The 24,708-nt window shown below is 35.0% G+C and carries 30 protein-coding genes and 1 riboswitch; of the genes, 29 read left to right on the forward strand and 1 reads right to left on the reverse strand.

Annotation, left to right across the window (positions count from 1 at the left end):
* Nucleotides 1–151 precede the first annotated feature (151 nt).
* The 23 genes from rho to fabZ all read left to right on the forward strand — a co-directional run bounded on the left by rho (nucleotide 152) and on the right by fabZ (nucleotide 19,073).
* On the forward strand, nucleotides 152–1,468 hold the full coding sequence (rho, locus tag JVV30_RS09435; RefSeq protein ID WP_053031144.1) for a transcription termination factor Rho: 1,317 nt from the start codon (nucleotides 152–154) through the stop codon (nucleotides 1,466–1,468).
* 118 nt (nucleotides 1,469–1,586) lie between these two features.
* Complete coding sequence (locus tag JVV30_RS09440) at nucleotides 1,587–1,844, forward strand: type B 50S ribosomal protein L31 (RefSeq protein WP_011275226.1); 258 nt, start codon at nucleotides 1,587–1,589, stop codon at nucleotides 1,842–1,844.
* 150 nt (nucleotides 1,845–1,994) lie between these two features.
* Nucleotides 1,995–2,594: a thymidine kinase gene (locus tag JVV30_RS09445; RefSeq protein ID WP_053031146.1), complete on the forward strand. Its 600-nt coding sequence runs from the start codon at nucleotides 1,995–1,997 to the stop codon at nucleotides 2,592–2,594.
* Nucleotides 2,594–3,670, forward strand: a complete 1,077-nt coding sequence (prfA, locus tag JVV30_RS09450; RefSeq protein ID WP_053031148.1) for a peptide chain release factor 1 — start codon at nucleotides 2,594–2,596, stop codon at nucleotides 3,668–3,670. The genes JVV30_RS09445 and prfA overlap by 1 nt, the downstream gene beginning before the upstream one ends.
* Nucleotides 3,657–4,493 carry a peptide chain release factor N(5)-glutamine methyltransferase gene (gene prmC / locus JVV30_RS09455; protein WP_204194048.1) on the forward strand — a complete coding sequence of 279 codons (837 nt, stop codon included), beginning with the start codon at nucleotides 3,657–3,659 and terminating at the stop codon, nucleotides 4,491–4,493. Before prfA ends, prmC begins: the two co-directional genes overlap by 14 nt.
* Before the next feature lie 263 nt (nucleotides 4,494–4,756).
* The gene (locus JVV30_RS09460) at nucleotides 4,757–5,800 is read left to right on the forward strand and encodes an L-threonylcarbamoyladenylate synthase (RefSeq protein WP_204194050.1); all 1,044 of its coding nucleotides are present in this window, start codon (nucleotides 4,757–4,759) and stop codon (nucleotides 5,798–5,800) included.
* Nucleotides 5,797–6,213, forward strand: coding sequence for a low molecular weight protein arginine phosphatase (locus JVV30_RS09465; protein ID WP_070855632.1), 417 nt, complete (start codon nucleotides 5,797–5,799; stop codon nucleotides 6,211–6,213). The genes JVV30_RS09460 and JVV30_RS09465 overlap by 4 nt, the downstream gene beginning before the upstream one ends.
* 111 nt (nucleotides 6,214–6,324) lie before the next feature.
* Nucleotides 6,325–6,849, forward strand: a complete 525-nt coding sequence (locus tag JVV30_RS09470; protein WP_070855631.1) for a TIGR01440 family protein — start codon at nucleotides 6,325–6,327, stop codon at nucleotides 6,847–6,849.
* A gap of 27 nt (nucleotides 6,850–6,876) precedes the next feature.
* A complete protein-coding gene (gene glyA / locus JVV30_RS09475; RefSeq protein ID WP_070855630.1) occupies nucleotides 6,877–8,115 on the forward strand; it encodes a serine hydroxymethyltransferase in 1,239 nt (412 codons plus the stop codon).
* Between the two features lie 26 nt (nucleotides 8,116–8,141).
* Entirely contained in the window at nucleotides 8,142–8,771 is a 630-nt protein-coding gene (upp, locus tag JVV30_RS09480) for a uracil phosphoribosyltransferase (RefSeq protein ID WP_053031159.1), read from the forward strand.
* Between the two features lie 16 nt (nucleotides 8,772–8,787).
* Nucleotides 8,788–9,921 carry a non-hydrolyzing UDP-N-acetylglucosamine 2-epimerase gene (wecB, locus tag JVV30_RS09485; protein WP_070855629.1) on the forward strand — a complete coding sequence of 378 codons (1,134 nt, stop codon included), beginning with the start codon at nucleotides 8,788–8,790 and terminating at the stop codon, nucleotides 9,919–9,921.
* A gap of 155 nt (nucleotides 9,922–10,076) precedes the next feature.
* Nucleotides 10,077–10,427 (forward strand): ATP synthase subunit I, encoded by a 351-nt coding sequence (locus JVV30_RS09490; RefSeq protein ID WP_053031161.1) that lies wholly within the window; start codon nucleotides 10,077–10,079, stop codon nucleotides 10,425–10,427.
* A 27-nt stretch (nucleotides 10,428–10,454) separates the two neighbouring features.
* A complete protein-coding gene (gene atpB, locus JVV30_RS09495; protein WP_011275237.1) occupies nucleotides 10,455–11,180 on the forward strand; it encodes a F0F1 ATP synthase subunit A in 726 nt (241 codons plus the stop codon).
* A 32-nt stretch (nucleotides 11,181–11,212) separates the two neighbouring features.
* Nucleotides 11,213–11,425, forward strand: a complete 213-nt coding sequence (atpE, locus tag JVV30_RS09500; protein ID WP_011275238.1) for a F0F1 ATP synthase subunit C — start codon at nucleotides 11,213–11,215, stop codon at nucleotides 11,423–11,425.
* 85 nt (nucleotides 11,426–11,510) lie between these two features.
* Nucleotides 11,511–12,041, forward strand: coding sequence for a F0F1 ATP synthase subunit B (locus JVV30_RS09505; RefSeq protein ID WP_016931216.1), 531 nt, complete (start codon nucleotides 11,511–11,513; stop codon nucleotides 12,039–12,041).
* On the forward strand, nucleotides 12,041–12,580 hold the full coding sequence (locus tag JVV30_RS09510) for a F0F1 ATP synthase subunit delta (RefSeq protein ID WP_204194052.1): 540 nt from the start codon (nucleotides 12,041–12,043) through the stop codon (nucleotides 12,578–12,580). Before JVV30_RS09505 ends, JVV30_RS09510 begins: the two co-directional genes overlap by 1 nt.
* Nucleotides 12,581–12,600: 20 nt before the next feature.
* Nucleotides 12,601–14,109, forward strand: a complete 1,509-nt coding sequence (gene atpA, locus JVV30_RS09515) for a F0F1 ATP synthase subunit alpha (RefSeq protein WP_053031165.1) — start codon at nucleotides 12,601–12,603, stop codon at nucleotides 14,107–14,109.
* A gap of 31 nt (nucleotides 14,110–14,140) precedes the next feature.
* On the forward strand, nucleotides 14,141–15,007 hold the full coding sequence (atpG, locus tag JVV30_RS09520) for an ATP synthase F1 subunit gamma (RefSeq protein ID WP_070855627.1): 867 nt from the start codon (nucleotides 14,141–14,143) through the stop codon (nucleotides 15,005–15,007).
* 21 nt (nucleotides 15,008–15,028) lie between these two features.
* Entirely contained in the window at nucleotides 15,029–16,441 is a 1,413-nt protein-coding gene (atpD, locus tag JVV30_RS09525; RefSeq protein WP_053031170.1) for a F0F1 ATP synthase subunit beta, read from the forward strand.
* A gap of 20 nt (nucleotides 16,442–16,461) precedes the next feature.
* Nucleotides 16,462–16,863, forward strand: a complete 402-nt coding sequence (locus JVV30_RS09530; RefSeq protein WP_053031172.1) for a F0F1 ATP synthase subunit epsilon — start codon at nucleotides 16,462–16,464, stop codon at nucleotides 16,861–16,863.
* Nucleotides 16,864–16,991: 128 nt separating this feature from the next.
* Nucleotides 16,992–17,225: a DUF1146 family protein gene (locus tag JVV30_RS09535; RefSeq protein WP_070854364.1), complete on the forward strand. Its 234-nt coding sequence runs from the start codon at nucleotides 16,992–16,994 to the stop codon at nucleotides 17,223–17,225.
* Nucleotides 17,226–17,329: 104 nt separating this feature from the next.
* Nucleotides 17,330–18,595, forward strand: a complete 1,266-nt coding sequence (gene murA, locus JVV30_RS09540) for a UDP-N-acetylglucosamine 1-carboxyvinyltransferase (protein ID WP_070854362.1) — start codon at nucleotides 17,330–17,332, stop codon at nucleotides 18,593–18,595.
* Between the two features lie 40 nt (nucleotides 18,596–18,635).
* A complete protein-coding gene (gene fabZ / locus JVV30_RS09545; RefSeq protein WP_016931213.1) occupies nucleotides 18,636–19,073 on the forward strand; it encodes a 3-hydroxyacyl-ACP dehydratase FabZ in 438 nt (145 codons plus the stop codon).
* 66 nt (nucleotides 19,074–19,139) lie between these two features.
* On the opposite strand, the gene JVV30_RS09550 is transcribed toward fabZ, so the two are convergent.
* On the reverse strand, nucleotides 19,140–19,583 hold the full coding sequence (locus tag JVV30_RS09550; RefSeq protein ID WP_053031178.1) for a YwpF-like family protein: 444 nt from the start codon (nucleotides 19,581–19,583) through the stop codon (nucleotides 19,140–19,142).
* A gap of 187 nt (nucleotides 19,584–19,770) precedes the next feature.
* Here JVV30_RS09550 and JVV30_RS09555 point away from each other — a divergent pair, with 187 nt between their 5' ends.
* From JVV30_RS09555 to thiE, 6 genes are all read left to right on the forward strand, one after another.
* On the forward strand, nucleotides 19,771–20,169 hold the full coding sequence (locus JVV30_RS09555; protein WP_204194055.1) for a single-stranded DNA-binding protein: 399 nt from the start codon (nucleotides 19,771–19,773) through the stop codon (nucleotides 20,167–20,169).
* Nucleotides 20,170–20,513: 344 nt separating this feature from the next.
* Nucleotides 20,514–21,221, forward strand: a complete 708-nt coding sequence (locus tag JVV30_RS09560; protein WP_070854361.1) for a transglycosylase family protein — start codon at nucleotides 20,514–20,516, stop codon at nucleotides 21,219–21,221.
* A gap of 344 nt (nucleotides 21,222–21,565) precedes the next feature.
* Nucleotides 21,566–21,669, forward strand: a riboswitch (TPP riboswitch).
* 77 nt (nucleotides 21,670–21,746) lie between these two features.
* Nucleotides 21,747–22,436, forward strand: coding sequence for a thiaminase II (gene tenA, locus JVV30_RS09565; RefSeq protein WP_070854359.1), 690 nt, complete (start codon nucleotides 21,747–21,749; stop codon nucleotides 22,434–22,436).
* Nucleotides 22,429–23,250 (forward strand): bifunctional hydroxymethylpyrimidine kinase/phosphomethylpyrimidine kinase, encoded by an 822-nt coding sequence (gene thiD, locus JVV30_RS09570; protein WP_053031186.1) that lies wholly within the window; start codon nucleotides 22,429–22,431, stop codon nucleotides 23,248–23,250. The genes tenA and thiD overlap by 8 nt, the downstream gene beginning before the upstream one ends.
* Nucleotides 23,243–24,034 (forward strand): hydroxyethylthiazole kinase, encoded by a 792-nt coding sequence (gene thiM, locus JVV30_RS09575; protein WP_070854368.1) that lies wholly within the window; start codon nucleotides 23,243–23,245, stop codon nucleotides 24,032–24,034. Before thiD ends, thiM begins: the two co-directional genes overlap by 8 nt.
* Nucleotide 24,035: 1 nt before the next feature.
* On the forward strand, nucleotides 24,036–24,674 hold the full coding sequence (thiE, locus tag JVV30_RS09580) for a thiamine phosphate synthase (protein WP_204194057.1): 639 nt from the start codon (nucleotides 24,036–24,038) through the stop codon (nucleotides 24,672–24,674).
* Nucleotides 24,675–24,708: the final 34 nt, after the last annotated feature.

Below are 24,708 nucleotides of genomic sequence, written 5' to 3' on the forward strand. Positions count from 1 at the left end.
CTATATTAATTCTAGTATTCAAGACTTTAAAAAGTAATATATGAAATATCCACAATAGATTTTGTGATTTATCGAAGTGAATCTATATGGAAATATTTCTTTTCAAGTCAAATTTAAGTCTTTATAAATATATAAGAAATGGGTGCAATTTATGCCTGAAAAAGTACGTACATCTCCGCAATATGAGTCGTTTCATGAATTGTATAAAAACTACACAACGAAAGAATTAACACAGAAAGCCAAATCGTTAAAACTTACAAATTATAGTAAGTTAAATAAGAGTGAATTAGTATTAGCTATTATGGAAGCCCAAATGGAAAAAGATGGGAACTACTACATGGAGGGTGTCTTGGATGATATCCAACCTGATGGCTATGGATTTTTAAGAACAGTTAATTATTCAAAAGGTGAAAAGGACATTTATATATCTGCAAGTCAAATTCGCCGTTTTGAAATCAAACGTGGTGACAAAGTAACTGGTAAAGTGCGTAAACCCAAAGATAATGAAAAATATTATGGTTTATTACAAGTAGACTTTGTTAATGACGAAAATGCTGAAGTTGTAAAAAAACGCCCTCACTTTCAAGCTTTAACACCTCTTTATCCTGAGGAAAGAATCGTTTTAGAAACAGAACCCCAAAATTATTCAACACGTATTATGGATTTAGTTACACCAATTGGTTTAGGTCAACGTGGACTTATCGTTGCGCCACCAAAAGCTGGTAAAACATCATTATTAAAAGAGATTGCTAATGCGATTTGCAAAAATAAACCTGATGCGAAATTGTTTGTTTTATTAGTAGGGGAACGACCAGAAGAAGTCACTGATATTGAACGCTCTGTTGAATCTGCTGAAGTAGTACATTCAACTTTTGATGAGCCACCTCAACACCATGTAAAAGTAGCTGAATTATTATTAGAACGTGCTAAACGTTTAGTTGAGATTGGTCAAGATGTGATTATTCTAATGGACTCAATAACTCGATTGGCAAGAGCATATAACCTTGTTATACCACCAAGTGGACGAACACTATCAGGTGGACTTGATCCCGCTTCATTACACAAGCCTAAAGCATTTTTTGGTGCTGCACGTAATATTGAAGCAGGTGGGAGCTTAACAATATTAGCTACTGCATTAGTAGAAACGGGTTCACGTATGGATGATATGATTTATGAAGAGTTCAAAGGAACAGGAAATATGGAACTCCATCTTGATCGTAAATTGTCTGAACGTCGAATTTTCCCAGCAATTGATATTGGAAGAAGTTCTACACGTAAAGAAGAATTATTAATTAGTAAATCTGAACTAGATTCATTATGGCAATTAAGAAACATGTTTACGGATTCTACAGATTTCACTGAAAGGTTCATTAGAAAACTTAAACGCTCTAAAAGTAATAAAGAATTTTTCGAGCAATTACAAAAGGCTGCAGAAGAAAGTACAAAAACAGGTAAACCAATTATTTAATGAATATCTGTTTGAGGGTTGCGTTTTAATCTAATAACTATTATAATTACCAAGTATTGGGTAAAAAACTCACAAATAACTCTGTTCCAGATGGTTCAGGGCAAAGGAGCTGAAAATAATGAGACAAGGAATCCATCCTGATTATCACAAAGTTATCTTTTTAGATACAACAACAAACTTTAAATTTTTAAGTGGTTCAACTAAAACATCTTCAGAAACAATGGAATGGGAAGATGGCAATGAATACCCAGTTATTCGTTTAGATGTATCTTCAGATTCACATCCATTCTACACAGGACGTCAAAAATTCGCTGCTGCGGATGGTCGTGTGGAACGTTTCAACAAAAAGTTTGGTCTCAAATCAAACAACAACTAATTATAAGTTTAAACTGTCTGCCTAGTCTATTTTATATAGAATCGCGTAGGCAGTTTTTTTAAATTTAAGTAGTCTTTAAAGAGATAGTTATAATACATAGAAATATGATATAATTAAGCGATTATGTTTTTGTAAAAGGTGGAACTTATAATGTATGAAACTTACCATTCCGGTTGGATTGAATGCATTACTGGAAGTATGTTTAGCGGTAAGTCAGAAGAACTTATTCGTAGATTAAGAAGAGGCATATACGCTAAACAAAAAGTAGTAGTGTTTAAACCAGCGATTGATGATCGTTATCACAAAGAAAAAGTTGTTTCTCATGACGGAAATGAATTAGAAGCAATTAATATTTCGACATCTAGAGATATATTGTTGCATGATTTATCTCAAGTTGATGTCATTGGCATTGATGAAATTCAATTTTTTGATAAAGAAATTGTAAATATAGTTGAGAAGCTTGCAGAAAATGGTCATCGAGTTGTGGTAGCAGGCTTAGATATGGATTTTAGAGGAGAACCATTTGAACCAATGCCTCAAATTATGGCGGTAAGTGAACAGGTTACTAAACTGCAAGCTGTTTGCGCAGTATGCGGCTCATCATCGAGTAGAACACAACGCTTAATCAATGGACAACCAGCTAAAGTTGATGATCCTATCATTTTAGTAGGCGCAAATGAAAGTTATGAACCGAGATGTCGAGCACATCATATAGTAGCACCAAGTACAAGTGACGAGGAGGAAATGTAGTGTTTGATCAATTAGATATCGTTGAAGAAAGATATGAACAACTCAATGAGATGTTAAGTGACCCTGAAATCGTAAATGATCCAGACAAGTTACGCAAATATTCAAAAGAACAAGCTGATTTACAAAAAACAGTTGATGTATATAGAGACTATAAAAGTAAAAAAGAAGAAATAGCTGAAATTGATGACATGTTAAACGAAACAGATGATAAAGAAGAAATCGAAATGTTAAAAGAGGAAAGCGCTAGCTTGAAAAGTGTGATTCCTGAATTAGAAGAACAGCTTAAATTCTTACTAATACCAAAAGACCCTAACGATGAAAAAGACGTTATCGTTGAAATTAGAGCAGCTGCAGGTGGAGATGAAGCAGCCATCTTTGCGGGAGATTTACTAAGAATGTATAGTAAATATGCAGAATCTCAAAACTTTAAAACGGAAATAGTTGAAGCAGCTGAAAGTGACCATGGTGGTTACAAAGAAATTAGTTTCTCAGTTTCTGGGAACGGTGCATACAGTAAATTAAAATTTGAAAATGGTGCACATCGTGTTCAACGTGTACCAGAAACAGAATCAGGTGGCCGAATTCATACGTCAACAGCAACAGTTGCTGTACTGCCTGAAGTAGAAGATGTTGAAATTGAAATTCGCAATGAAGATTTGAAAATAGACACATATCGTTCAAGTGGTGCAGGTGGTCAGCACGTCAATACTACTGACTCAGCTGTACGTATTACACACTTACCAACGGGTGTGATTGCGACATCTTCTGAAAAATCACAAATTCAAAACCGTGAAAAAGCTCTGAAAGTATTAAAAGCACGTCTATATGATATGAAATTACAAGAAGAACAACAAAAATATGCGGCACAACGTAAATCAGCAGTAGGAACTGGTGATAGATCTGAACGTGTTAGAACATATAACTATCCACAAAGTCGTGTGACAGACCATAGAATAGGTTTAACATTACAAAAGTTAGACCAAATTATGGAAGGTAAGTTAGATGAAATTATTGATGCTTTAACTTTATCTGAACAAACTGAGAAATTGAAAGAACTTAACAATGGTGAACTTTAAAGAAAAATTAGATAGTGCTATCAAACAAGCTGTAGAAAAAGGGTACGAACAATCAAGAGCGGAATGGTTAATGCTTGATTTATTTGGGTGGTCAAGAACGGATTATTTAATTCATATGTATGATGATATGTCAAAAGCAGAAGAAATTAAGTTTTCGCTGGCGACTGAACGAATGCTTTTAGGAGAACCAATCCAATATATTGTTGGATTTCAATCTTTTTATGGCTACCAATTTCAAGTCAATGAACATTGTTTAATTCCACGACCTGAAACCGAGGAAGTAATGTTGCATTTTCTTGAGCATTGTAACTCAAGCACAACAATTGCTGATGTTGGAACGGGTAGTGGTGTATTGGCTGTTACATTAAAAAAGCTAAATAATGACTTTACTGTTTATGCAACAGATATCGTTCAAGAAACCATAGATATCGCTACTGATAATGCGCACAATCATGAGGTGGATATCCATTTCTTGAAAGGCAATGCCTTGAAACCGTTTATCCAACATAATATTAAATTGGATGGTATTATTTCCAATCCACCATATATTGATGTTGATGAGATGGATACAATGGCACCTACAGTTGTAAAATACGAGCCCCATAAAGCATTATTCGCAGAAAATAAGGGCTATGCTATTTATGAATCAATCCTTAACGACTTACCTCAAGTGCTCAATGATGATGCTTATGTGACCTTTGAAATTGGCTATAATCAAGGTGAGAAATTAAGAAGTATCATTTTAGAAAAATATCCTAAATTGGATGTTAAAGTTATCAAAGATATAAATGGAAATGATAGAATCGTATCATTTAAATGGTGAAACTCAAAGGAAACGGAATAGATATTAAAATGATTTCGTAGTCCCGCCCCAGCTTGGTTTGATTATGGAATTTCTTGATGAAATTCTTTTTGCTGGGCCCCGCCCACCCCTGCAAAGGTGACTAGAACTGAGGAAAGCTTGATTTAAGGGCCTTCTCAGTTCAGTCAACTACTGCGAATTTGCTAAATAGCATTATTATATTATTTATGTCCCCGACTCTTCTTTTCCTATATATGAATAAAAATGATGGAGGAGTGACCTTGATGAAAACGAATTTATGGGATATGCGTCAATATCAAAATGCGCCATTAGATTATCCGGAATTAGACAAAATAAAGCAGATATATCAAGATGGTGGTTTAATTGCAATTCCGACAGAAACAGTATATGGGTTGGGTGCTGATGCCCGAAACCAACAAGCCGTTTCAAATATATATCAAGCCAAGGGTCGACCTTCCGACAATCCATTAATTGTACATATTCATGACATCTCTCAAATTGATGATTTTGTGTCTCATTTACCAAGTGAGGCAAAATGCTTGATGGATGAATTTTGGCCAGGCCCGATTTCATTTATTTTACCTTTAAAGCCTGGGTATCTCTGTAACAAAGTGACAGGTGGTTTGCAATCCATCGCTGTACGTATGCCAAGTCATCCCATTGGCCGTGCAATACTCCAATATACGGATATGCCAATTGCTGCGCCAAGTGCTAATGTCAGTGGTAGACCTTCACCTACGACGTTTCAACATGTTTATACCGATTTAAATGGGAAGATAGATGGAATCGTTAATGGAGATCAAAGTGAAGAAGGCCTAGAAAGTACTGTACTCGATTGCACACAGTTCCCATTTAGAATAGCCAGACCAGGAGCAATTACACAATCAATGATTAATGAAGTCTTGCCTGGAAGTGTTGAACATTATCAATATGATACGACAAGCAAACCGATAGCACCTGGTATGAAATATAAGCACTATGCTCCTGAAACACCTGTAACAATGTTGACAAATCTAAGTAAACCTATTACAACTGTTAAAGATTGGACGCATACCGCTTTTATTTTACCGGATAATTTAAAACACTTTGTCCCTAGTGATGCCATATTTATTTCGCTCTGTAAAGATCAGCATGATACGAAACAAGCCAATCATAATTTGTTTAAAATACTCCATGATATCGATGAAAATTCAGAAATACATGAGGCATATATTTATGCATTTGATAAAACAGATGCAACAGAGGCAATTATGAACAGAATGCGTAAAGCTACAGGAAATCACTTAGTTAGAGGTGAAACATTATGAGAATAACATTTGTGTGTACAGGAAATACGTGTCGTAGTCCGATGGCAGAAAGTATTGCAAAGAAAATACTCGAAAAAGACGTTATTAATTCAAGAGGGTTATTTGCAGTAGATGGACAATCTATTTCACCTGAATCACTTAAAGTCATCGCTGAGCATGAATTGCCAGAACCTACGCGGGCCAAGCAATTTAGTAAGGCGGATTTAGAAAGCGATTTAATATTAACAATGACTGAAATGCATAAACAACAACTTATTTATAGTTATGATGATAATGGTCGCATTTATCAACTTGGTGAATATGTTGGGGAATCAGGCGATATTGGCGATCCGTTTGGCGGTAGTATTGAAACATACCGACAAACATTTAAAGAGCTTCAACACTTAATAAGTAAATTACAGTCAGATTCATAAAGCGAAATATTATACAATTAGTATATGTTAAGCGTTAAATAAGTTATAATAAAGAAGTATAGCTAGTTTGCTATGCTTCTTTTTAATTATGTAATTGAGGTGGAGATTTCAATGCAAGAACTTAAAACGTTGCTTGATGAACTTAAGGCGCAATCTTTTTTCAAGAAAGATGAACTTTGCGTGATAGGATGTTCGACTTCTGAAGTTATAGGACAAAAGATAGGTTCTGTAGGATCGATGGAAGTTGCAGAGGAAATCTTTAGTGCATTAGCACAAGTAAAACAAGAGACTGGTGTTTCTTTTGCATTTCAAGGCTGTGAGCATATTAACAGAGCAGTTACAATTGAACGTGAAGATTTCAATCCGCTAACGATGGAAGAAGTATCAGTTGTTCCTGATGTTCACGCAGGTGGAAGTCTTGCAACTTATGCTTATAAGCAAATGAATGATCCAATCGTAGTTGAACATATTTCAGTCCCTAAGGGTATTGATATTGGTCAAACATTAATTGGAATGCATATTAAACACGTTTGTGTACCGGTTAGAACAAGTGTCAAACAAGTTGGTGAAGCTATTGTTACGATAGCTACATCAAGACCTAAGAAAATCGGTGGTGAACGAGCTAAATACGAATAAGCTAGAAAGTGTAAAGGGGGATTTTATATGTCATATATCCAAAATCAAGATAAAGCTGTCTATGAAGCAATTCAAAATGAATATAATAGGCAAAATAACAACATTGAATTAATCGCATCTGAAAACTTTGTATCTGAAGCGGTGATGGAAGCCCAGGGTTCTGTGATGACTAACAAATATGCTGAAGGCTATCCAGGTCGTCGTTACTATGGTGGTTGTGATTATGTTGACGTAACTGAAACGATTGCAATTGAAAGAGCGAAAGCATTATTTGGTGCGGAGCATGTAAATGTGCAACCCCACTCAGGGTCTCAAGCCAATATGGCAGTATATCTTGTCGCTTTAGAGATGGGTGATACTGTTTTAGGTATGAATTTGAGTCATGGTGGTCATTTAACGCATGGTTCACCAGTTAATTTCAGTGGTAAATTCTACAACTTTGTAGATTATGGTGTAGATAAAGAAACTGAAAAAATTGACTATGACGTTGTGCGTCAATTAGCACATGAACACAAGCCTAAATTAATCGTTGCAGGAACTTCAGCGTATTCAAGACAACTTGATTTTAAAAAGTTCAAAGAAATCGCTGATGAAGTTGGCGCTAAATTAATGGTTGATATGGCTCATATCGCTGGTTTAGTTGCAGCAGGTTTACATCCAAATCCTGTAGAATATGCTGATTTTGTAACAACAACAACGCATAAAACTTTACGTGGCCCACGTGGTGGATTAATTCTTTGTAAAGAAGCGTATAAGAAGGATATAGATAAAACAATATTCCCTGGAATACAAGGTGGACCTTTAGAACATGTCATTGCTGCTAAAGCAGTCGCATTCGGTGAAGCACTTGAACAAGACTTTAAAACGTATCAAGAGCAAGTCGTCAAAAATGCTAAAGTGCTTTCTGAAACGTTGAAAGAAGAGGGCTTTAGAATTGTGTCAGGTGGCACTGATAACCATTTAGTATCTGTAGATGTTAAAAACTCAGTTAATGTTACAGGTAAAGAAGCGGAAGCGACATTAGATTCAATTGGAATAACATGTAATAAAAATACAATTCCATTTGACCAAGAAAAAGCTTTTGTAACAAGTGGTATACGTTTAGGCACACCAGCTGCTACAACAAGAGGCTTTGATGAAGAAGCATTCAAAGAAGTTGGTCGTATTATTAGCTTAGCACTTAAACACCCTAATGATGATACAAAATTGAAAGAAGCAAGAGAAAGGGTAAGTCGTTTAACAGCTAAATATCCGCTATATGAATAATTTATAAAATTTTGGAGGCAATATAAATGAGTAAAGTACATGTATTTGATCACCCACTAATTCAACACAAATTAAGTTATATCCGTGATATGAATACGGGAACTAAAGAATTTAGAGAACTTGTTGATGAAGTCGGCATGTTAATGGCGTATGAGGTTACTAGAGACTTAGAACTTCAAGATGTTGAAATTAAAACGCCAGTAACAACTATGACTGCAAAAAGATTAGCTGGTAAAAAATTAGCAATCGTTCCAATTCTTAGAGCCGGTTTAGGGATGACAGATGGTGTATTAAGCTTAGTCCCAGCGGCACGTGTTGGTCACATTGGTTTATACCGTGATCCTAAAACATTGGAAGCAGTAGAATACTTTGCTAAACTTCCACAAGATATTGATGAGAGACAAATCATTGTGGTAGACCCAATGTTAGCTACTGGAGCATCAGCAATCGAAGCAATTAATTCGTTGAAGAAACGCGGTGCTAAAAATATTAGATTCATGTGCCTTATTGCTGCACCAGAGGGTGTTGAAAAAATGCAAGAAGCGCACGATGATGTCGATATCTATATTGCAGCATTAGACGAAAAATTAAATGATAAAGCATATATTACACCAGGTTTAGGTGATGCTGGGGACAGATTGTTCGGTACAAAATAGGTATAGGAGTTTATGTATGAGAAAGATTATGACAGTCTTTGGTACTAGACCAGAAGCAATTAAGATGGCACCTTTAGTGAAGGCACTCGAGTGTGATGCTGAGTTAGAACCAATGATTGTTGTAACTGCTCAGCATCGCGAAATGTTAGATTCGGTCTTACAAACTTTCAACATCGAGCCACATTATGATTTGAATATCATGAAGGAAGGTCAAACGCTATCAGACATTACATCAAGAGCAATGACGCAACTTGAAGAAATTATTAAAAAAGAAAAACCGGATATGGTGCTCGTCCATGGTGATACCACTACTACATTTTCAGGTGCACTAGCTGCTTTTTATAATCAGGTACCTGTTGGTCACGTAGAAGCTGGTTTAAGAACACGACGTAAATATGCACCTTTCCCAGAAGAGATGAATAGGCAAATGGTAAGTAATCTAGCCGACCTGCATTTTGCGCCTACTAAAGGTGCAGCGAATAATTTGCTTCAAGAACAGAAAAATCCAGACACAGTAATTATTACTGGAAATACTGCTATTGATACACTTAAATTAACGGTCCAAAAGGAATATACATCAGATATAATCACAAAACATCAAAATAAACGTATTATCCTATTAACTGTTCACCGAAGAGAAAATATTGGACAGCCAATGATTGAGATTTATAAAGCAATGCGCACTATTGTTGATGAATATGAAGATGTGGTCATTGTATCACCACTACATCTGAATCCTAAAGTAAGGTCACTAGCTTATAAGTATTTAGGTGATCATGAGCGTATTGAATTAATTGAACCATTAGACGTTGTAGACTTCCACAACTTCGTAAGTAACGCCTATTTAATCTTGACGGATTCAGGTGGTATTCAAGAAGAGGCACCTTCATTGAATAAACCTGTCTTGGTGCTTAGAGATGTAACCGAGAGACCAGAAGGTGTAGCAGCGGGCACTTTGAAAATAATTGGAACGGATTTTGAAAATGTGCATAATACAACGGCAGAATTATTGGATAACGAAATAATTTATAATCAAATGTCACAAACTCAAAATCCTTATGGTGATGGTAAAGCATCTATAAGAATTTGTGAGAGTATAAAATATTATTTTGGTTTGACATCAAATTCACCAGAGCCTTTCAAATCATAAAAAAATTTTAAATTGTGAACATTTTGTGACGATAAAAGAGTTAATTTTTACAACAATTTGAATAGAATTGACACACTATTTACCCTATATTATTATTAAATTTGTATGAGTGGAACGGTTTACATGGTTGTCATAAGTTAATTTGGAGGAGAAAAATGAGGCGTTTCAGCATCATATTTAAACAATTCATTCAATATTATATTTATTTTTTAATTATATTGGCTGTGTTGTATATCGTTATTCCAAATCCTTTTATTCTAGGATTAATAATAGGAACATTTGGATCTTTAATAAATACCTATATTTTCGAATTATATTTATCTCGGGCAAAGCAACCAGATAACATACATATTTCTACGGGCAATACTTGGAGGTACTTAGTCGCTATCATTGCGTGCGTAATATGGTTTTTATTTAAAGATAATGTCAATATTATTGGGGTAATGATTGGTCTTATGTTTTCTTATGTTTTAATCATTTTACGCCCTCTACTGCTTAAGAATTAAAATTTTAATAAAGAAAGAGGTGAGTACATGGATCACAAAAACCCGCTCGTAAGTTGGAATGTATTTGGTTTTGATCTCGTTTTCAATTTAGCAAGCATCATGATGTTAGTTATTACAGCAATCATTGTTTTTCTAATAGCTATTATTTGTACGCGTAATCTAAAGAAAAGACCATCAGGTAAACAGAATTTTATCGAATGGATCTTTGACTTTGTAAGAAGCATCATAGAGAGTAATATGGCTTGGAAAAAAGGTGGTCAGTTTCACTTCTTAGCAGTAACATTGATTTTATTTATCTTTGTTGCAAACATGTTAGGACTACCATTTGCTATAGTGACTAAAGATCATTATCTATGGTGGAAATCTCCAACAGCTGACGCAACTGTCACATTGACATTATCAACTATGATGATATTACTTACACACTATTATGGTGTGAAAATGCGTGGAACTAAAGCTTACATAGGTAATTACTTTAAACCATTCTGGCCATTAGCAATTATCAATGTTTTTGAAGAATTCTCTTCAACATTAACACTTGGTCTACGTTTATACGGTAATATATTTGCCGGTGAATTATTACTTTCTTTATTAGCCGGCTTAGTTGTAAGCAGTGCTTGGGGTTGGATTATAGGTATTCCAGGTTTAATCGTATGGCAAGGATTCTCTATCTTTGTCGGCTCAATCCAAGCATATATATTTATCATGCTTTCAATGGTTTACATGTCCCACAAAGTAGCGGACACACATTAACTTAAACAAACATTTTAGGAGGAATTATTAATATGGGTTTAATCGCAGCAGCAATTGCAATTGGTTTATCAGCACTAGGCGCAGGTATCGGTAACGGTCTTATCGTTTCAAGAACAGTAGAAGGTGTAGCTCGTCAACCAGAAGCACGTGGACAATTAATGAGTATCATGTTCATCGGTATTGGTTTAGTTGAGGCATTACCTATCATCGGTGTTGTAATCGCATTCATGACTCTTTTCCAATAAGAAAATTTCATGGCGAAGTCACTTGGATCTTCGCCGTTCGTTTTATTTAATGGCAAGTGGTGATTAATTATGAAAGGAGTGTCAAATGCCAGTGAATGCATTAACTAATTCATTCGTTTTAGGTGCAGCAGGTGGTGGTGTTGAATGGGGTACTGTCATTGTTACAGTAATCACATTTGCTATTTTATTAGCACTACTTAAGAAATTTGCTTGGGGTCCATTAAAAGAAGTAATGGACAAACGTGAACGTGACATCAATAGAGACATTGATGAAGCTGAAGAAGCAAAATTAAATGCACAAAAACTTGAAGAAGAAAATAAAAAGACACTAAAACAAACTCAAGATGAAGTTCAACGTATTTTAGAAGATGCTAGAGTTCAAGCACGTAAACAACATGAAGAAATCATTCATGAAGCAAATATTCGTGCAAACGGTATGATTGAAACTGCTCAAAGTGAAATCAATAGCGAGAAAGAACGTGCATTAGCAGATATTAACAATCAAGTGTCTGAGTTATCAGTATTGATTGCATCTAAAGTACTTCAAAAAGAAATTTCAGAACAAGATCAAAAAGAACTTGTTGATAAGTATTTAAAAGAGGCAGGCGATAAATAATGGCAAATGTAGCAAGTAAATACGCTAAAGCATTATTTGACGTCGCTATCGATAAAGAAAGATTAGACTTAATGTACGAAGAACTTAGTATAGTTAGTGAAGCCACAAAAAACTATGATGAAGATTTAAGAGCAATTGACTCAAATCCTAACCAACCGGCTTCTGAAAGACGCAAATTTGTTGGTATCGTTTTTGGAGATGCTAACTATTACTTAAAAAATATGCTAATGATATTAGCTAATAATCGTCATTTAGTACTGATTAATTCAATTTTTAAAGAATTTAAAAGTTTATACAATGAGTATCATAATGAAGATTCAGCCATTGTTGAATCAGTTTATCAATTAAGTGACGATGAACTTAGTCGCATTAAAGACTTAATTTTAAAACAAACGAATTTATCACAAGTACATATTACTACGAAAATAAATCCTGAATTAATTGGAGGATTTAGAGTTAAAGTTGGTACTACTGTGCTAGATGGCAGTGTTAAAAAAGATTTAGAACAAATCGAACGCAAATTTAGAAGAGTAAACTAAAATAAAGAGGAGTGACATAGATGGCCATAAAAGCTGAAGAAATCAGTGCATTACTTCGCTCACAAATTGAAAATTATGAGTCTGAAATGTCTGTAACTGATGTAGGTACGGTACTCCAAATTGGTGACGGTATCGCATTAATTCACGGATTAAATGACTGTATGGCTGGTGAGCTAGTAGAGTTCTCAAATGGTGTTCTTGGTTTAGCTCAAAACCTTGAAGAATCAAATGTGGGTGTAGTTATTTTAGGACCATATACTGAAATTACTGAAGGCGACGAAGTTAGACGTACTGGACGTATTATGGAAGTTCCAGTAGGGGAAGAACTTATTGGTCGCGTTGTTAACCCATTAGGTCAACCTATTGATGGACAAGGTCCTATCAATACAACAAAAACACGCCCTGTTGAACAAAAAGCAACAGGTGTAATGGCTCGTAAATCTGTTGACGAACCACTTCAAACTGGTATTAAAGCGATTGACGCATTAGTTCCAATCGGACGTGGTCAACGTGAGTTAATTATCGGAGATAGACAAACAGGTAAAACAACAATCGGTATTGATACAATCTTAAACCAAAAAGGTTTAGATACAATTTGTATTTACGTAGCAATTGGTCAAAAAGATTCAACTGTACGTGCAAATGTAGAAAAATTACGTCAAGCTGGCGCATTAGATTACACTATTGTTGTTTCAGCTTCAGCATCTGAACCTTCACCATTACTTTATATTGCACCTTATTCTGGTGTAACTATGGGTGAGGAATTCATGTTTAATGGTAAGCATGTATTAATCGTTTATGATGATCTTACAAAACAAGCGGCAGCATACCGTGAGTTATCATTACTTTTACGTAGACCTCCAGGTCGTGAAGCTTACCCTGGTGATGTTTTCTATCTACATAGTAGATTATTAGAAAGAGCAGCCAAATTAAATGATGATTTAGGTGGCGGCTCAATTACGGCGTTACCAATTATCGAAACACAAGCAGGGGATATTTCTGCATATGTACCAACTAACGTAATTTCAATTACAGATGGACAAATCTTCTTACAATCTGACTTATTCTTCTCAGGTGTAAGACCTGCGATTAATGCGGGACAATCAGTTTCACGTGTAGGTGGATCTGCTCAAATCAAAGCAATGAAGAAGGTAGCAGGAACGCTACGTTTAGACTTAGCTTCTTATAGAGAGTTAGAATCATTTGCGCAATTCGGTTCTGATTTAGATGAATTCACAGCCAGAAAACTTGAAAGAGGTAAACGTACGGTTGAAGTGTTGAAACAAGACCAAAACAAACCATTACCTGTTGAAAACCAAGTTTTAATTATATATGCCTTAACAAAAGGTTATTTAGATGATATTCCTGTTGAGGATATTACACGTTTCGAAGACGAATTAAATAGTTGGGCGAAATCAAATGGTTCTGACTTATTAAATGAAATTAGAGAAACTGGTGCCTTACCATCTGACGATAAATTTGAAGCTACAATTAATGAATTCAAGAAAAGCTTTAGCAAATCTGAATAATTAAACTTTAAATTGAAAGGGTGGTGAGATAATGGCTTCATTAAAAGAGATAGATGGTCGTATCAAATCGACGAAAAAAATGAAACAAATTACCAAAGCAATGAACATGGTATCAAGTTCAAAATTACGTCGAGCTGAAAAAAACACAAAGCAATTTGAACCCTATATGGAAAAAATGCAGGATGCGATTACTGCAATTGCAGGAGCGAGTAAACACTCTAGTCATCCTATGTTAAGACCTAGACAAGTTCAACGTAGTGGTTACTTAGTAATTACTAGTGACAAAGGCTTAGCAGGTGCATACAGTTCAAATGTCTTAAAACGACTGATTAATGATATTAGTGAAAAACATTCTAATAGTGATGAATATAGCATTATTGTATTAGGTCAATCTGGTGTTGATTTCCTTAAAAATAGAGGTTATGAAATTGAGAATTCACTTGTTGATGTTCCCGATCAACCTTCATTCAAATCAATACAAGCAATTGCGAAACATGCGATTGACTTATTTAGTGAAGAACATATTGATGAATTAAAAATTTATTATAGTCATTATGTTAGTGTTCTTGAAAATAAACCAACGACTAAACAAGTTTTACCATTATCTCGAGAAGATTCTAGCCAAGGTCAAGGTCAAATGTCTTCTTATGAATTTGAACCGGATAAAGAATCTATCCTAAGTGTTATTCTTCCTCAATATGTTGAAAGTTTAATTTATGGAACGATTTTAGATGCTAAGGCTAGTGAACATGCAGCGAGAATGACTGCAATGAAAAATGCTTCTGATAATGCGACTGAACTTATTGATGACTTATCATTACAATATAATAGAGCGAGACAAGCTGAAATCACACAACAAATTACTGAAATTGTTGGTGGTTCCGCAGCACTTGAATAATATTTTAAAGGAGGAAACAACATGGGTAATGGCCGTGTAACTCAGGTTATGGGTCCTGTTATTGACGTTCGTTTTGAACATAATGAAGTACCTGAAATTAATAACGCCTTAATCATTGAAGTTCCTAAAGAAGATGGTACTTTTGAATTAACACTTGAAGTTGCATTACAACTAGGTGATGACGTTGTTCGTACAATCGCTATGGATTCAACAGATGGTGTTCAACGAGGCATGGAAGTTCAAAACACTGGACAAGATATTTCAGTGCCAGTTGGTGAAGTAACGCTAGGTCGTGTATTTAACGTCTTAGGTGATACAATTGATTTAGAAGATAAATTAGATAGTTCAGTGAGACGTGATCCAATTCATAGACAATCACCTAATTTTGATGAATTATCTACTGAAGTGGAAATTCTTGAAACTGGAATTAAAGTTGTAGACTTACTAGCACCTTATATTAAAGGTGGTAAAATCGGACTATTCGGTGGTGCCGGAGTTGGTAAAACCGTATTAATTCAAGAATTAATTAATAACATCGCACAAGAACACGGTGGTATCTCTGTATTCGCTGGTGTAGGTGAACGTACACGTGAAGGTAATGACCTTTACTATGAAATGAGAGATAGTGGTGTTATCAAGAAAACAGCGATGGTATTTGGTCAAATGAACGAGCCACCCGGTGCGCGTATGCGTGTAGCTTTATCTGCATTAACAATGGCTGAGTATTTCCGTGATGAACAAGGACAAGACGTACTTTTATTCATCGATAACATTTTCAGATTTACTCAAGCAGGTTCTGAAGTATCAGCTTTATTAGGACGCATGCCTTCTGCCGTAGGTTATCAACCTACATTAGCTACAGAAATGGGTCAATTACAAGAACGTATTACATCAACGAATAAAGGTTCTGTAACATCAATCCAAGCCGTATTCGTACCAGCCGATGACTATACTGACCCAGCGCCAGCAACTGCATTCGCTCACTTAGATGCGACAACTAACCTTGAACGTAAATTAACAGAAATGGGTATCTATCCAGCCGTGGATCCATTAGCGTCTACATCAAGAGCGTTAGAACCAGCAATTGTTGGTCAAGAGCATTATGAAGTGGCACGTGATGTTCAATCAACACTTCAAAAATATAGAGAATTGCAAGATATTATCGCAATTTTAGGTATGGATGAGTTATCAGAAGAAGATAAACTTACAGTAGAACGTGCACGTAGAATTCAATTCTTCTTATCACAAAACTTCCACGTTGCAGAACAATTTACTGGTCAAAAAGGTTCATATGTACCTGTTAAAACGACAGTAGCTGATTTCAAAGCGATTTTAGATGGTAAATACGACCATATTCCTGAAGATGCTTTCCGTTTAGTTGGTAGTATGGAAGATGTAATTGCCAAAGCAAAAGATATGGGTGTTGAAGTCTAAACAATTAGGAGGTATAGATAATGAGTACAGTTAATCTTGATATTGTCACTCCTAATGGTTCAGTCTACGAAAAAGATGACGTTGAACTAGTTGTTTTTCAAACAACAGCTGGTGAAATGGGTGTCATGAGTGGGCATATTCCGACAGTTGCCGCATTAAAAACAGGCCATGTTAAAGTGAACTTTAGAAATGGTACTGAATATATAGCTGTTAGTGGTGGCTTTGTTGAAATTAGACAACATAAAGTATCTGTCATTGTTCAAACAGCTGAAACTGCCAGTGAGATAGATGTTGAACGAGCTAAATTAGCACGTCAAAGAGCACAATCTCATTTGGACGATCAGGATAACAGTGATATAAACAGAGCTAAACGAGCGTTGGCTAGAGCTGAAAACCGCTTACGCGTAGCAGAATTAAAATAATTAAAAAGGTTTGAAAACTAAATTTAGTTTTCAAACCTTTTTTTGTGTTCTATGATAGTCAAGTTTAGTATCATTCTGTGCATTTTTAATGTACAATATAGTACAGAAATCTAAAAGGAGAGAAAGTCATGGATTATATTGGACAGTTTGCGATCATACACTTGGTTTTACATGTTTTGTGTATATGTATAGCTTATTGGGCCTTAAACTCTCTCAAATTAGATCAAATTTTTAAAAAAGGTTACGCTACTCAAGTACAAGTATGTCTAATGTTTTTAGCCATCTTATTGGGTACAGCCGTAAGCAATTTTTTAATTGATTTATTACAATTTTCAACTCAAGTGAAATTTTTATTTCAATAATGAGATTATTGTAAATTCTTTTTAAAAATAGATATAATAAATAAATAATTGATTGAAAATCGGGAAATGAAGATAGTAATAGGAGTTTAAAGTGGAGGATTAATATGGATAAAATAGTAATTGAAGGTGGCAATCGCCTAACTGGAGAAGTTAAAGTTGAAGGAGCTAAGAATGCAGTATTACCAGTATTAACTGCGTCACTATTAGCTTCAGAAGGAAAAAGTAAACTTGTTAATGTACCAGATTTAAGCGATGTAGTAACGATAAACAATGTATTATCAACTTTAAATGCGAAAGTTGAATATAATAAAGAAGAAGGTGCAGTTACAGTAGATGCATCAACAACTTTAAAAGAAGAAGCCCCTTATGAGTATGTTAGTAAAATGCGAGCAAGCATCTTAGTTATGGGTCCTTTGTTAGCACGTTTAGGTCATGCTATCGTTGCATTACCAGGTGGCTGTGCAATCGGTGCTCGTCCAATAGAGCAACATATTAAAGGGTTTGAGGCATTAGGTGCAGAAATACATCTAGAGAATGGGAATATTTACGCTAGCACAAAAGACGGCTTGAAAGGTACAGACATTCATTTAGATTTCCCAAGTGTCGGTGCAACACAAAACATCATTATGGCAGCGTCACTTGCTAAAGGTAAAACAGTGATTGAAAATGTTGCCAAAGAGCCTGAAATTGTTGATTTAGCAAATTATATTAATGAAATGGGTGGTAAAGTAACCGGAGCAGGTACTGATACCATTACGATTCATGGTGTTGATAAGTTGAAAGGTGTAGAACATTCAATCATTCCTGACAGAATTGAAGCTGGTACTTTAATCATAGCAGCTGCTATTACGCGTGGTGATGTATTTGTTAGAGACGCAGTAAAAGAACATATGTCGAGTCTAATTTATAAACTTGAAGAAATGGGCGTTAATTTAGATTTCCAAGAAGATGGCGTTCGTGTTACGGCAGAGGGTGATCTTAAACCAGTTGATGTCAAAACACTTCCACACCCTGGGTTCCCAACAGATATGCAATCACAAATGATGGCGTTATTATTAACTGCTGAAGGACATAAAGTCATTACGGAAACTGTCTTTGAAAATAGATTCATGCATGTTGCAGAATTTAAGCGTATGAATGCAAATATTACTGTAGAAGGTAGAAGTGCTAAAATTCAAGGTAAGAGTCAATTGCAAGGTGCTCAAGTTAAAGCAACAGATTTAAGAGCAGCGGCAGCATTAATTTTAGCTGGCTTAGTAGCTGATGGTACAACTCAGGTTACAGAATTAAAACATTTAGACCGCGGTTATGTTAATTTCCATGAGAAATTAAAGTCATTAGGTGCTAATATTGAACGAGTAAATGATTAATCGTATACTCACTTTATAATACTTCTGGAGGACATACATTATGGAAACAATTTTCGATTATAATCAAATTAAGCAAATTATCCCACATAGACAACCATTTTTACTTATTGATCGTGTAGTTGAATATGAAGAGGGTAAGAGATGTGTTGGACTAAAACAAGTATCTGGTAATGAACCATTTTTCCAAGGGCACTTCCCAGATTATGCTGTTATGCCTGGTGTATTAATTACTGAAGCATTAGCACAAACAGGTGCTGTTGCTATGCTTAACAGCGAAGAGAATAAAGGAAAAATTGCATTGTTCGCTGGAATTGATAAATGTAGATTTAAAAAACAAGTAACGCCTGGTGATACGCTAATGTTAGAGGTAGAAATTACTAAAATCAAAGGTCCAATCGGAAAAGGTACAGCAAAGGCTACGGTAGATGGCCAACTCGCTTGTAGTTGTGAATTAACTTTCGCTATCCAAGATGCTTAAACCAAAACATCCTTTTATAATCAATATAAATAGGAGTGGAACATTGAAATGTGTTCCACTCCTGTTTTATTCTCTTTCAAATTTTTCTTCTTTTAGTTTAGGTTTAGATTGCATCATACGATTAAATGTTACTTTTAATTCTTCACCTGACAGTCCTTCATCAACTAATTGTTCTAATAAACTCTCTGCATAAACTTGTCGTAAGGTGTAAATATGACAATCTAATACAATTGACATTGTTGTTTCAAATTCAGAAATACTTCTGATTGTAGCATCAAAAAGTGCAGGATCATTCGAAGGGCGTGTTATCACGACTCTAATATCTAGTAGTGTTTGATCATCATAATATTTTTTCATCGTTTCATAGTGTGCATTTGAAATGACAACTTCTAGAAGCCAACCAGTACCACTATTTTCTTTATTGATGATTACACCATCTTCTAGCTCAAACTCAGTTATACCTCCATTTTCATTAACAATTTGAAAACGTACAGCTTTAAATGTCTTCACTTCATCACATCCCCAAAAAAATTAAAATTATGCAAAAAATGAAATTATCAATAATCTAATATGAGTTTTACAATTATTTTCTTTAAATATATCAAACTTTGAGTATTAATAGGAATAAAAATCTTAAAAATAGAATTTTGACGCCATAGTTATAAATGAATACTATAGTTGTAGAAGGAGGTGACACATGCTAAACAAGATTGTGATAGTAGGTCGGTTGACCAAAAAGGCACAAATATTTGAGAAAGAGAAGGTGAAGATAGCCACGTTCTGTGTTGCAACAGAACGTAATTATAAAGATGACAACAATGAAATAGCTTGTGATTATATATTTTGTAAAGCTTTTGGTAAAACAGCTACCAATATTGAATTGTATACTGATCAAGGCGCTTTAGTAGGTATTACTGGTCAAATGAGATCACGTAAATACGATAAAGAGGGCCAAACGCACTTTGTGACTGAATTATATGTTGAAACAATTAAATTTATGTCCCCCAAATCCAAAAATAATGATATTCTCCCTGACACCTCATTCAATGAAGACACTTATTCATACGATCACCTAGAAGTGATTGATATAAACTAATGTTCTATTAACTCCATCCCTATTTACTATAAATAACTTCTTTAATTATACTCATGGCCTCTCTTATATTATCAATTTTATAAGAGAGGTTCTTAAATTTTTTAGTGTAATTATCTGAAAGATTTCATTAGTATTACAAGAGATACGTATACATATCGCTACTCAAAACCGTCATGAAAGTCCATAACTAAAAAATAGAGTTACAGTACGTTTGTAATTTGGATGTAAAAAAGTACTGGCTTTTTTTATTTCACTGTAACCTACTATGGTTTTATGGATGTTAAAGTGTTACTTGTAAAATTTATTATTAAGACACAAACAAATCTAGGAGGATATATATAATTATGAAAAAGACAATTATTGCTTCATCATTAGCAGTAGGTTTAGGAGTAGTTGCTGGCAACGCTGGACACGCAGATGCTAGCGAAGCTCAAGTAAATAAAGCTGAATTAGCACAATTAGCACAATCAAATGATCAATCATTAAATAATAGCCCTATCCAAGAAGGTGCATATAACGTAACATTTGATTATGAAGGTTTCACTTATCATTTCGAATCAGATGGCACTAACTGGAGTTGGAACTATGCACAAACAGGCTTAGTTTCACCACAACAAGATGTTAGTGAACAAGCATCAGCTGCTACTAACCAAACTTCAGCTGAACAAGTAGCTTCTTCACAACAATCTAGTCAAGCTCAACCAACACAAGTACAACAAGCACCACAAACTGAACAAACACAACAACCACAAACTGAAGCTACAACTTCTAACTCAAGTGCTTCAAGTAACACTGCTTCAAGTGGTTCTTCTGTAAATGTAAACAGTCATTTACAACAAATTGCACAACGTGAATCAGGTGGCGACATTACTGCTATTAATCCAAGTTCAGGTGCAGCAGGTAAATATCAATTCTTACAATCAACTTGGGATTCAGTAGCACCTGCTCAATATAAAGGTGTATCACCAGCACAAGCACCAGAACATGTTCAAGATGCAGCTGCTGTTAAATTATATAACACTGCAGGTCCATCACAATGGGTAACTGCTTAAGTTAGCAATATAATAATATTAAATGAGTAGGCTGAGACATAATAAAGTGTCTCAGCCTATTTTATTGTTTTGATAGTAGATGACCGATTTGAAAATGCGCTTAAATCAAGCTTTTTTCAGTTCTAGTCATCCTTGCGGGCGGGGCCCCAACAAAGAGAATTTCACTAAGAAATTCTACAAGCAAAGTAAGTTGGGAGTCGGGACCCCAGCAAAGAGACTTTCACTATTAATTGCTACAAGCAAAGTAAGCTAGGGAGAAAAATGAGTTTATATTATTTCTGTCCTCTCCCTATCTGTTTTATTTGATAAATCCTAATCAATTTGATATCGTTGAATTAATAAGATAATGCTACTAGGGGAGCCATTGCTAATGGCTGAGATGAATAAATTCAGACCCTTATAACCTGATTTGGTTAATGCCAACGTAGGAAAGTAGTAATGTATATGTTATGTTCTCTTTATTGAATGATAGCTACATTTCTACGTTGAAATGTAGCATTTTTTAATTTTAAGGAGGATAATAATATGACATTTTCAACTGAGATTAAAGAGGCTTCACAACCTATTATTGAAGATATCTATAATGATGGGTTTATTCAAGACCTTTTAAAAGGGAAGTTAGACGCTCAAGCAGTACGTCAATATTTAAGAGCGGATGCATCATATTTAAAAGAATTTACAAATTTGTATGCACTTCTTATCCCAAAAGCACCAACAATGAAAGATGTTAAATTTTTAGTTGAACAAATTGAATTTATGCTAGATGGTGAAGTTGAGGCACATGAAATTTTAGCAGATTACATTAATGAACCTTATGAAGAAATTGTTAAAGAAAAAGTATGGCCTCCAAGCGGTGATCATTACATTAAACATATGTATTATCATGCCTATGCACATGAGAATGCGGCGTATACAATAGCTGCAATGGCACCATGCCCTTATGTATATGAAGTTGTAGCTAAAATGGCATTAGAGGATCAAAATCTAAATAGAGATTCTGTAACTGCAAAATGGTTTGATTTCTATAGTACAGAAATGCGTCCATTAATAGAAGTATTTGATAATTTATTAGATGAATTAACAGCAAATTGTACAGAACAAGAAAAGCATGATATTAAAGAAAGTTTCTTACAAAGTACGATACATGAACGTAATTTCTTTAATATGGCTTATACTAACGAACAATGGAACTTCGGAGGCGACAAAAATGCATAAACCCAAAATCGCTTTAACAATCGCGGGAACTGATCCATCCGGTGGCGCTGGTGTAATGGCCGATTTAAAATCATTTCATGCCTGTGGTGTCTACGGCATGGCAGCTATTACAAGTATCGTTGCACAAAATACTAAAGGGGTACAACATATCCATAATCTTGAGACAAGTTGGGTTCAAGAACAATTAGATAGCGTCTTCAATGACGAATTACCACACGCTATTAAAACAGGTATGATTGCGACTCATGAAACAATGGCGTTAATTCAACATTATTTGAGACAACATTCAGATATTCCATACGTTATCGATCCAGTCATGTTAGCTAAGAGTGGCGATTCGTTAATGGATGATGAAACCAAGAAACATTTACAGAATACATTACTACCTTTAGCAGATGTCGTCACGCCTAATATTCCTGAAGCAGAGGAAATAACAGGCATTAAAATAGACACGGAAGAAAATATTCGTAAAGCAGGCAATATCTTTATTAATGAAATAGGCAGTAAAGGCGTTGTCATAAAAGGTGGACACTCTGCTGATTTAAACAATGCTAAAGACTTCTTATTTACTAAGGATGATGTGTATACCTTTGAAGATCAACGCTTTGACACTAAACATACGCACGGAACTGGATGTACATTCTCAGCGGTGATTACAGCAGAACTGGCTAAAGGTAAATCTATCTATGAAGCGGTTAAAAAAGCGAAGAAATTCATTTCATTGAGTATTCAATATACGCCAGAAATTGGTCAAGGTAGAGGACCGGTAAACCATTTTGCATATATGAAGAAGGTTGGATTAGATGATGAATAATTTGGAACGTTTAAGACAAGAGAATCCTTTAGTTGTCTGTTATACAAATGATGTCGTGAAAAACTTTACGGCAAATGGATTACTTAGCATTGGTGCTAGTCCAGCAATGAGTGAAGCACCTGAAGAAGCGGAAGAATTTTATAAAGTTGCAGGGGCGTTACTTATTAATATTGGTACGATGACTAAGGCAAATGAACAAGATATTTTGGAAATAGGTAAAATAGCGAATCAACAAGGAACACCCATTGTATTTGATCCAGTAGCAGTTGGTGCTTCTTCGTATCGCAAAGCATTTTGCCAAAAATTCTTATCAGAAGTGAAAGTATCAGTTATTAAAGGTAATGCTTCTGAAATTTTAACGTTAGTAGATGCAACAACAACGATGAAAGGTACGGATGGTGAAACTGACTTAGACGTTGTTGAAATAGCTAAGCGTGCCCATGAGAAATTGAATACAGCCATCGTGTTAACTGGTAAAGATGATGTTATTGTCCAAAATAATAAAGTGGTGAAGTTATCTAATGGGTCACCATTATTAGCTAAGATTACTGGTGCTGGATGCTTACTTGGGGGCATTGTAGCAAGTTTCTTATTTAGAGAAGAAACGCCATCTCTACAAGTATTAGAAGAAGCGGTTAGCATCTATAATATTGCTGCTGAACGCGCTGAACAAGATCAACAAGTAAATGGACCGGGTTCATTTTTATCTAAATTATTAGATCAAATGTATGTCATTGATTTTAATACCTACCAACAACAAGTCAAAAGACAAGAGGTGGAATAAAATGTTTAATCCTTCACGATTAAATGTTTATTTTATTTGCGGTACACAAGATATTCCAGAGGGAAAAGATATTAGAGAAATAGTGAAGCATGCCTTAAATGCCAGTATCACGCTTTTTCAATTTCGTGAAAAAGGACCAACGTCATTAGACGGTGCTGATAAAGAAAATTTAGCAATTGAGTTATTAAATTTATGTCATGAATATCATGTACCGTTTATTGTAAATGACGATGTTGATTTAGCTGAAAAAATAAATGCAGACGGTATTCATGTAGGGCAAGATGATGAAAATGTGAAGTCATTTGCTAAGCGGTTCGAAAATAAAATCATAGGACTTAGCATTGGCAACGAGGAAGAATATAATCAATCCGATTTAGATCATGTTGATTATATTGGTGTTGGACCGATGTTTGCAACAATTTCTAAAAATGATGCGAGTGCACCAGTAGGTCCCGCTATGATTGCCACATTAAAAAAGATCAATCCTTCGTTACCTATGGTTGCAATTGGAGGTATAACAGAAGACAATATTGAACCAATTGCTCAAAATGGTGCAGATGGTGTTTCAGTTATTTCGGCGATTGCACGTAGTCATAATATTGACAAGACTGTTACTAAAATGCAAAGTTATTTCAAATAAATAAGAAAATTTTTCTTTTTTTGTTTTCTAGTAC

This window comes from Staphylococcus sp. GDY8P47P (assembly GCF_016892225.1).
Taxonomy (GTDB): Bacteria; Bacillota; Bacilli; order Staphylococcales; family Staphylococcaceae; genus Staphylococcus; species Staphylococcus borealis.